General features: G+C 48.9%; 10 protein-coding genes. 9 read left to right on the top strand and 1 reads right to left on the bottom strand.

Annotated elements, in window-relative coordinates; genetic code table 11:
- From AC06L3_RS07675 to AC06L3_RS07640, 8 genes are all read left to right on the top strand, one after another.
- Positions 1-445: hypothetical protein (locus tag AC06L3_RS07675; protein WP_475670032.1), on the top strand; the 445-nt coding region annotated here is incomplete at its 5' end.
- A 14-nt stretch (positions 446-459) separates the two neighbouring features.
- On the top strand, positions 460-1,569 hold the full coding sequence (locus AC06L3_RS07670) for an RluA family pseudouridine synthase (RefSeq protein ID WP_475670031.1): 1,110 nt from the start codon (positions 460-462) through the stop codon (positions 1,567-1,569).
- Positions 1,527-2,588: a FecCD family ABC transporter permease gene (locus AC06L3_RS07665; RefSeq protein WP_475670030.1), complete on the top strand. Its 1,062-nt coding sequence runs from the start codon at positions 1,527-1,529 to the stop codon at positions 2,586-2,588. The genes AC06L3_RS07670 and AC06L3_RS07665 overlap by 43 nt, the downstream gene beginning before the upstream one ends.
- An 8-nt stretch (positions 2,589-2,596) precedes the next feature.
- Entirely contained in the window at positions 2,597-3,397 is an 801-nt protein-coding gene (locus tag AC06L3_RS07660; protein WP_475670029.1) for an ABC transporter ATP-binding protein, read from the top strand.
- Between the two features lie 116 nt (positions 3,398-3,513).
- Positions 3,514-4,269 (top strand): triose-phosphate isomerase, encoded by a 756-nt coding sequence (tpiA, locus tag AC06L3_RS07655; protein WP_475670028.1) that lies wholly within the window; start codon positions 3,514-3,516, stop codon positions 4,267-4,269.
- 25 nt (positions 4,270-4,294) lie between these two features.
- Positions 4,295-5,473: a hypothetical protein gene (locus AC06L3_RS07650; RefSeq protein ID WP_475670027.1), complete on the top strand. Its 1,179-nt coding sequence runs from the start codon at positions 4,295-4,297 to the stop codon at positions 5,471-5,473.
- A gap of 3 nt (positions 5,474-5,476) precedes the next feature.
- Complete coding sequence (locus AC06L3_RS07645) at positions 5,477-6,418, top strand: ROK family protein (RefSeq protein ID WP_475670026.1); 942 nt, start codon at positions 5,477-5,479, stop codon at positions 6,416-6,418.
- 93 nt (positions 6,419-6,511) lie between these two features.
- Positions 6,512-7,651 (top strand): MFS transporter, encoded by a 1,140-nt coding sequence (locus tag AC06L3_RS07640; RefSeq protein WP_475670025.1) that lies wholly within the window; start codon positions 6,512-6,514, stop codon positions 7,649-7,651.
- Positions 7,652-7,782: 131 nt separating this feature from the next.
- On the opposite strand, the gene glyA is transcribed toward AC06L3_RS07640, so the two are convergent.
- Complete coding sequence (glyA, locus tag AC06L3_RS07635; protein WP_475670024.1) at positions 7,783-9,063, bottom strand: serine hydroxymethyltransferase; 1,281 nt, start codon at positions 9,061-9,063, stop codon at positions 7,783-7,785.
- A 274-nt stretch (positions 9,064-9,337) separates the two neighbouring features.
- On the opposite strand from glyA, the gene AC06L3_RS07630 reads away from it, so the two are divergent.
- On the top strand, positions 9,338-9,782 hold a 445-nt coding region (locus tag AC06L3_RS07630), incomplete at its 3' end, for a TrmH family RNA methyltransferase (RefSeq protein WP_475670023.1).

Genomic DNA, 9,782 nt, shown 5'->3' with positions numbered 1-9,782 from the left:
AGGCAGACTAGTTTATGTTGAGGATATAGCAACCAACAACGTGGTAGGCCAGTATTTCAAAGGAAGAGCCCTGTGCGCCGGTACAATGGTTCCTCAGGAAAGTTCCATAGATTTGAAGCTGGGACTCAATGCAGAAGAGACAATGACATATATGCCTATGCTAAAAGGTACAAGCTATCAGCAGCTGAGGAACGCGCTTGCCGAGCATTCGCTCAATCTGGGCAAGGTGCATTTCGAGTCAGAGATGAACACTTATTCAGATTCACTGGAATCGTTCGTTTACAGGACGGTCCCTCCATATTACAGGAATTCCACTGTTCACATGGGAACTGCGGTTGATGTATATCTTACAAGAGACAAGGAGAAACTCAAATATGTTGAGCCGGAGCCGGAACCTGCCGATTCCCTTGATCTGGGTGACATTGAAGACTTGAATCTTGACTGATACACAACTGCATTATGCCTGAAGACCAGAATAATATACAGAGTTCAGCCGATCAGATGTTCGAGCACTACCGTTTTGTCTCCGACAAAGGGCAGGCGCTCATACGTATAGACAAATATCTTGCCGCCCATATGGTACGTACATCAAGGAGCCGCATACAGCAGGCTCTTGATGCGGAGTATGTAATGGTGAACGGAAAAGTTGTGAAATCGAATTACAAGGTCAAGCCGGAGGACGTTATCACAATAAACTTTCCTTACCAGAAGCACGTGTGCGTACTGGCTCCCGAAGACATTCCTCTTGACATTGTTTACGAAGATGAGGACCTGCTTCTTGTGAACAAGCCTGCAGGCCTTGTTGTGCATCCGGGACACGGCCACTACACAGGCACGCTGCTCAACGCACTCATGTTCCATCTTGACATACAGGCAACTTCTGCACAGGCAGGTATTTCCGAAAACGAGCCGGATTCCGATGACTCGGACGATTCAGGCAGTTCGGATGATGGCAATCTGGGACTTCTGGTCCACCGCATAGACAAGGATACATCGGGCCTTCTTGTTGTGGCAAAGAATGATCAGGCGCAGCTCAAGCTTGCCAAACAGTTCTTCCATCATACAATAGAGCGCAAGTATGTGGCCATAGTCTGGGGCAACATCGAGCAGGATGAGGGAATGATAGTGGGCAACATAGGCCGTGACCCCAATGACCGCCTGCGTTTCAAGGTGTATCCGGAGGAAAGCGGAATTGGCAAGCACGCCGTAACCCATTTCAGGGTGCTTGAGAGATTCGGGTACGTGACAATGGTTGAATGCCGTCTGGAAACCGGACGCACGCATCAGATACGCGTTCACATGAACAATATAGGGCATCCTCTTTTCAACGATGAAAGATATGGAGGCAGCCGCATTCTCAAGGGCACCATTTACACAAAATACAAGCAGTTCGTTGACAATTGCTTTGCCTTGCTGCCAAGACAGGCCCTGCATGCACAGACCCTTGGATTCACGCACCCGCGCACGGGTGAGAAGATGTTCTTCCAGGTGCCTCTTCCTTCAGACATGCAGGCTCTTATTGACAAATGGCGCAGATACGCAATGCAGCGCACCTTGGAGGAGGACTGATGAGGGGAGGATATTCAGGATATTTCATTCTTCTTTCCACAGCGATAGTGCTGGCGGCCCTGCTGGACCTTATGACCGGCTCGGTTGCACTGGCGCCATCGGATGTATTCAGCTATATTTTCAGCGGTTCCGAAGGGCAGGACTCAAACAGCACTCTGGGTGTAATCGTTCAGTTCAGGCTGCTTAAGATGCTTGCAGCATTGATGTCGGGAGCGGCCCTGGGCTGTTGCGGACTCCTGATGCAGACCCTGTTCAGGAATCCTCTTGCAGACCCTTACATCCTGGGAATAAGCAGCGCTTCAGGACTCGGTGTCTCAATATTTGTCCTTGGTTCCAGTGCACTTGGCCTGGGGGCGGGAACAATGTTCCACTCTCTTGGTATAGCCGGTTCGGCCCTGGCCGGAGCTTTCGCCCTGGCACTGCTCGTAATTTACGTGTCACGCAGATTGAAGGACAATCTCAGCCTGCTGATTTTCGGAATCATGGTAGGCAGCGTGGCCGGTGCCATAATAACAATGCTCCAGTATCTTTCCGCAGACTCGGCATTGAAAACGTATGTCCTGTGGACAATGGGAAGCTTCTCGGGACTCTCCGCACAGAGCATTGCCGCTCTTGCCGTAATGCTGCTTGCAGGCCTGATGCTTTCGGTGCTTTCAATCAAGGATCTGAACACTCTGCTTATGGGTGAGACATACGCACAGGCGATAGGTCTTAACACCGGTAGAATAAAAATAAAGGTCCTGCTCGCCGCAACCTTTCTGGCCGGAGGCGTGACAGCCTTCTGCGGCCCCATAGGCTTCGTTGGCATAGCCATACCTCACGTTGCCAGATTCATATTCAGGAATTCCAATCACAGGGTGCTGCTTCCGGCATCCATACTTCTCGGTGCTTTTGTAATGCTTCTTGTTGATATGATATCAACCTGTCCTGCCGGTGGTGTGCTGATTCCGGTGAACACTGTGGCCGCACTTATGGGAATACCAGTGATACTTGCAATAATATTGAAGAACAGAAAATAGGAGGGGACTTGGAAAATACGTGCAACATAATAGAACTGAAGAACATTGACCTTGGCTTTGGCAAGGGCAACAGGCGCAGGATACTTTTCCAGGGTATAAACGCCAGTGTGCGCTCAGGTCAGGTTGTTGCTCTCATAGGTGCGAACGGGCGTGGCAAGAGCACCCTGTTGCGCACCATCTGCTCCCTCATTCCTATATTCAACAAGGAAGGCCGCATACTCTTCAATGGTGAAAGTCTGAACTCCTACAAGGGCAGCAGACTCTCATCAATGGTGGCATACGTACCATCGCGGGTGGAAAGAGTGAATGCGCTGAGCGTAAGGGATATGGTTGGCCTCAACCGCTATTACAGGACGAACTGGTGCGGGAAGCTCAGGCCTGAGGACGAGGCGGCAATACTGCATTCCCTCAAACTGGTTGGCCTGGACTCCTTCATCGATGCTGACTGCTCCACACTCAGCGATGGTGAGTTCCAGAGGGTTGCAATTGCGGCGGCACTGGCGCAGGAGTCGGGCGCCCTGGTTCTTGACGAGCCAACCGCTTTCCTGGACATTGCCAACAAGTTCAATATAAGCCAGCTGCTTTCGTATATTGCGCATAATGAGGGCAAGGCGGTGATTTTCTCAACTCACGATCTGCAGTACGCCTTGAAATACTGTGACAGGATATGGCTCATGACCGAATCCGGGGAGCCGTCGTTTGTGGAAGGTACTGCGTCTGAAATCATTGCCGGGGGGCATATCAACCGCTTGTTCAGCACACCTGACATTCATTTCAATTCCGCCAACCTCAGCTTTGAGCGAATTTGATAATGAACTTTTTCTTTCCGTGAAAAGATTTTTTTGCAGCACAGTGTCTTGACAACAATCGGTATTTCCTGAAATAATTATTACATTTGTGAATTATATCAAATAATTATACGAAAATGAGAAAGAATATTGTTGCCGGAAACTGGAAAATGAATACCACAGTGGCAGAAGGAATCCAGCTGGCAAAGGAAGTTGTTGAAAAGAGCGCTCAGCTCAATGGAAATGTGAAACTTATTCTTGGAACACCTTTTACACACTTATATCCTGTAGCACAGATGCTCAAGGGAAGCAATGTGGGCCTTGCGGCTCAGAACTGCGCGGACCAGCCTAAAGGCGCTTATACAGGCGAGGTTTCAGCATCAATGCTCAAATCGGTAGAGGCACAGTACTGCATCCTCGGGCATTCCGAACGCAGGGAATACTATGGAGAAACATCGGAGAAGCTCGTCAGGAAAATGGCGCTTGCTCTCGAGCAGGGCATTTGTCCAATCTTCTGCGTTGGCGAGAAGCTTGAGCAGAGAGAGGCCGGTGAGCATTTCAATGTTGTGAAAGCTCAGATAGAGGAGGTTCTCTTCACTCTTACAGATGAGCAGATGAAGCAGGTGATTGTTGCTTACGAACCTGTATGGGCAATAGGCACAGGCAGGACCGCCACTGCGGAGCAGGCTCAGGAAATTCACGGTTTCATCAGAAAGACCATTGCCGCAAAGTTCGGAGAGCGGATTGCCGATGACACAACAATACTTTACGGCGGCAGCTGCAAGCCTTCAAATGCAAAGGAACTGTTCGCCTGCCCCGACATAGACGGCGGACTCATTGGTGGCGCATCGCTCAAATCGGACGACTTCGTTGCCATTGCCGCAAGCTTTTAATTGATAATTCAAAATAAATCCAGACATGAAAAAACTGTTATTTTCACTGCTTTTCCTGTTCCCTGCATTGCTTTTTGCACAGAACACACAGAACCCTTCAGATCCGAAATATCTTGCCGGTGCTTTCTCAAATATGAACGGGAAAATGTACGTTGAGAGGAAACTGGATGTTGCGGAACTGAACGCAGCGCAGGTACGTACCGTTATAGGCGATTGGTTGAAAGAAAGGTACAAGGGTGAGAATGATAGGATTATTGAGCCTACCGATAAATCCGCATCCTACATAGTCCAGTCCAGCGAGAAGATAAGGGTCAAGATAGGCCTGTTCGGCTCAAACGTGAACTTCGTTTACAATCTTCTGATAACTTATGCGGATGGCCAGTGCAAGTTCCAGTTCAGAGGAATGCGCTTCTCGAACAATCCTTTCAGCAAGTCACCTGCAGAGTTCGTCACGGCAGAGGAGTATCTTACAGAAAAGAACAGTCTCAACAAGGATAAGACAAAGGTTAGCGCCGGCATTGGAACCTATAGGATGAGCGTTATTGACAAGATAGATGAAGTTGCATCTGATGCTCAGAAATTCGTAGATATAAGTTTCAAGAATCTTGTACGCAACAATGAAACATCATCAAATGCCGTTGCTTCTGCAGCCACTGCTACAGCGGGGGAGGCAACTGTTGCGGACACTGCAGTACAGGACGCTTCTGTAAGTGCGGCACACACCACAGCCAATGCAGCAACAACTGCAGCTTCAACAGTTGAGGATGCTTCAGTTACTGCAGCTGTTGCTACAGCAAGTGCCTCAAACGCATTTGCTTCAAAAGTTTCTTCAGCAGCAAAGAAGGCACCGGAGGAGGTGAAAGCAGCCGTTGTTCAGAAGCCTGCCGGGAAGGTTGAAAACACTATCGTAAGTGAAGAGTGTGTGAAGTATATAAAAGCAGGCGGAGCAGCCATCACAGCTGTTGGTGGAAAGAAACTCGGCAAGCCTGTGTTCGGAAATGCAAAATACACCAAGCTGGGTGGCACTGAGGTTATCATGTACAAGAATGCTGCAAATGAGGACAATATCAACCTGCTTCTTGACATGGCTGAAACATTTGAGATCAGCGTGTTCGATGGAAACAACAGGATTGCAACATTCAAGTGCAAGAAGGCAGAATCACTCGATGATTCAGTAATGGGAGAGGTTGTCTCAAAACTGTAGCGTATGTCGGTGATAGGAATTGATCTTGGCGGAACAAAGGTGGCCGGTGCCATTTTTGATGCCGAAGGCAGCATGCTCAACAAAAAGGTCCAGTTGCTCGACGGAGCAAGCGGCGCCGCTGCCGGTGACAAGGTGAAACTTCTTGTGTGCGAGCTTCTTATGCTTGATCCGGAGATTTCTGCCATTGGAGTCTGCGTTCCCGGAATAGTATATTCCAAAAAAGATACGGTATGGGCTCCTAATATCCCCGGATGGGAGGAATTCCCACTCAAGGCGTACATCAGAGAGGCGCTTGGGGAGAAAGCTTCAACCGTTGAGGTAAGGATAGAATCGGACAGAACCTGCTATATACTCGGCGAGGCCTGGAAAGGTGCCGCAAGGGGTTGCAGCAATGCTATCTATGTGGCTGTTGGTACAGGAATAGGAGCCGGCATCCTCATTGACGGTCATGTGCTTCACGGTGCCAATGATATTGTTGGCGCAACAGGCTGGATGGCTCTGGAGCGTCCGTACAGGGAGGACTTCATTCCTTGTGGTTGCTGGGAGCATTACGCTTCCGGTACAGGAATAGGCATTCAGGCGCGCAAGGCGCTCAGATGTGACAAGGCATACAGGGGCGTGATGGCAAACAAGCCTGTAGAGGACATTACTTCTTACGATGTCTTTGATGCATACAAGGTAGGTGACCCTATTGCAACAAAGGTGCTCGATCAGGCAATCGAGCTCTGGGGAATGGGCGCTGCAAACCTTGTGAGCCTTTTCAATCCTGAGAAAGTTATTTTCGGTGGAGGTATTTTCGGACCGGCTGCAATATTCGTGGAAAGAATCTACTCCGAAGCGCTCAAGTGGGGGCAGCCAATAAGCATGCGCGATGTTGTTTTCGCAGCTTCGGCCATCGATGGCAATGCTGCACTGCTTGGAGCTGCGGCCCTTGCCCTCAGATAATGATATATATGAACTGCCGCTTGTTCCGGAACGGAGATTCCCCGAATGAGCGGCAGTTTCCTTTTGAAAACACTTATTAGAAACATTACACTTATGAACAACAATTACAGCACATCAAAGGTCTTTGTGGCTGCATGCGCAGGTATGGGCTTCTTTGGCGTGGCTATGCTTTCCCTTGGACCTATCCTTGGCCAACTTGGCGATGGCGCAGTTTCGCTGCCTTCCACCTTGTCAATAGGAATTATCATTGGCACCATTCTGTTCGGCCCTGTTGTTGACAGATTCGGTTACAAATGGCTTACAATCATCAGTTCCATTCTGGCTCTGGTTGGTCTTCAGGGACTGGCCAACGCATCTTCACAGACAGCTTTGCATGCTTCAATCCTTGCTCTGGGGCTGGGTGGCGGAATATTGAACGGACTTACCAATGCGGTTGTTTCTGATATTTATGATGATTCACGCCGTGGTGGAAGATTGGGCGTGCTTGGTGCGTTCTACTGCATAGGCGCCCTTCTGTGGACCCTGCTCAACTATTTCATTGCGGATTATATGATACCGTTGAATGCAATGAGCGTTGTAATGGCTTTGTTCATAGTATATTTCTTCTTCATTTCGTTCCCTGCAGCAAAGCCTGTCGAGAACGTAGGCCTGAAACAGACTCTTGGCCTGCTTAAATATCCGGCACTCATAATGTTCGCAATCGTGCTGTTCTTCCAGAGCGGTTTCGAGGGTGCGAGCGGAAGTTTTTCAATCTCATACCTCGTTGATGCCCATTCAGTTGATCGCGGAGTTGCAACACTGGCAATGACCTGGTTCACAATAGGTATGATGGCCGGTCGTTTCCCTCTTGGTTACATTACTTCAAAGCTCAAGGATCTGGGCACTCTGTACCTGTATCTGAGCGTTGCTTTGATAGGTGTTGTTATTTTCTTCACAATGCCAACAGTTGTATCAGCGGTTTATCTTGGAATGGCACTTGTTGGTTTCGGAGTTGGCACCACCTTCCCTGTTGTACTGAACTTCATTGGCGGCGCATTCAGGAATCAATCCGGTACGGCTTTCTCAGTGGCTATCTTCATTGCACTGCTCGGCCAGTACACATTCAACAAACTTGTTGGCGATTCTTTTGCAGCAGGCAATTATCTGCTTTTCCCTTGCATGCTCATTGGTGCAATTGTCATGATCATGATACTAGTTCCGGTAGCCAAGAAGATTTCTGCACGTATGAGATAACTTACCCGTGAGGGAAGCGATTGCTTGCCTCACGAATGATGCTGCCGAAAAATCAATAACTATAAGAAAGGGGCCGACTATAAAGTCAGCCCCTCATTGGTTCGGTATTGTGTTGCAATAAGCTGAATCTGCTACCAGGCGTTGAGTGGTCTGCCGTGCATCAGGTTCTTTACGCCGGCCTTTACCTGCTCGAGAACAGCGTCGTCCTCAAAGTTGCAGAGAACTTTGTCAATGAGATCAACGATTACTGCCATGTCCTTCTCAACAAGACCTCTTGATGTGATGGCTGGTGAACCAACACGGATACCTGAAGTCTGGAATGGTGAACGTGAATCGAATGGAACCATGTTCTTGTTAACTGTGATGTCTGCAAGAACGAGCCTCTTCTCAACGGCCTTACCTGTGAGTTCAGGGAACTTGCTCCTCAGGTCAATGAGCATTACGTGATTGTCTGTTCCGCCTGATACAACCTTGTAACCCTTCTCAATGAAAGCTGCTGCAAGAGCTGCTGCGTTTTTCTTCACCTGAATCTGATAATTCTTGAACTCAGGCTGGAGCGCCTCGAAGAATGCCACTGCCTTTGCTGCAATGCAATGCTCGAGAGGACCGCCCTGAACACCTGGGAACACGCTCGAATTGAGCACCTGGCTCATCATCTTTGTTACTCCCTTTGGAGTCTTGAGACCCCAAGGATTCTCGAAGTCCTTGCCCATGAGAATGACACCACCTCTTGGCCCGCGAAGGGTCTTGTGGGTTGTGGATGTAACGATGTGAGCATATTTCACAGGGTTTGCAAGAAGGCCTGCTGCAATGAGTCCTGCAGGATGAGCCATATCAACCCACATGATTGCTCCAACCTTGTCTGCAATTGCTCTCATTCTTGCCCAATCCCACTCTCTTGAGTATGCTGATGCACCGCCGATGATGAGTTTCGGCTTGTTCTCAAGAGCGAGTCTCTCCATTTCGTCATAGTCTACCAGACCGGTTTCCTCGTTGAGATGGTATGCAACAGGATGGTAGAGAAGACCGCTGGCGTTAACAGGTGAACCGTGTGTGAGGTGTCCGCCGTGAGCCAGGTCAAGTCCCATGAAGGTGTCACCAGGTTTGAGGCAGGCCATCATTACAGCCATATTGGCCTGAGCACCTGAGTGTGGCTGAACGTTTGCATATTCTGCGTCAAAAAGTTTGCAGAGTCTCTGGATTGCAAGAGTCTCAATCTGGTCAACAACCTCGCATCCGCCATAATATCTGGCAGCAGGATAACCCTCAGCGTATTTGTTTGTGCAAACTGACCCCAATGCCTCAAGAACCTGCTTTGAAACGAAGTTCTCTGATGCAATCAACTCAATGCCGCGGAGTTCTCTGTTTTCCTCATTCTTGAGCAAATCTAGTATTTCAACGTCTTGTTTCATAAAATTATTATTGATTTAACTTGTTTCCATTTCAAGCCTAATATACAAAGATAGTCTTTTTTTGCTTTTTCCGGCAATTTTGTTTGAACTTAAGTTCCGCACTTATGAAAAATGCCCGTTTCAGAGGTGTGTATGCCGATAAAAAAGGCGGCTGACCAATAAGACTCTTAAGCCGGACTTCCGGAGGAAAGTTGCAGCTGCGCTTATATGACTTGCAATTATGGGCGGCGGGAGCTAAATTTGTGCTGCGAACCGCTTGTGGGTTCATTGGACAATGCACAGAAAGTTAAGCAATGACGAACTGGGCCGTATAAGCGCTCAGGAATATAAGGAGGCCAGAAAGATTCCGGTAACGCTTGTTCTGGACAACGTGCGCAGCATGCACAACATAGGCTCCGTTTTCAGGACTGCGGATTCATTCTTCATGGAGAAGGTGGTTCTGTGCGGAATCTGCGCAGTGCCACCCCAGCCGGAGATTCACAAGTCCGCTCTGGGCGCCGAATTCTCCGTGGACTGGGAATACTGCAAGGAAACCATCGCCGCAGTGCGGGATTTGAAGGAGAGGGGGTATACCATAGTGAGCGTGGAGCAGGCCGAGAACTCGGTTTCTTTGGAAAAACTGGAGCTTGATATGAAGAAAAAGTATGCGCTGGTGTTCGGTAATGAGGTCATGGGAGTGGGGCAGGAGGTGGTGAATGCTTCCGATATGGTGCTTGAGA

It is taken from the genome of Candidatus Egerieousia sp., from assembly GCF_056211015.1.
Note: the sequence above shows the minus strand (reverse complement) of the source record. Positions and strands in the feature narration are given on the sequence as shown.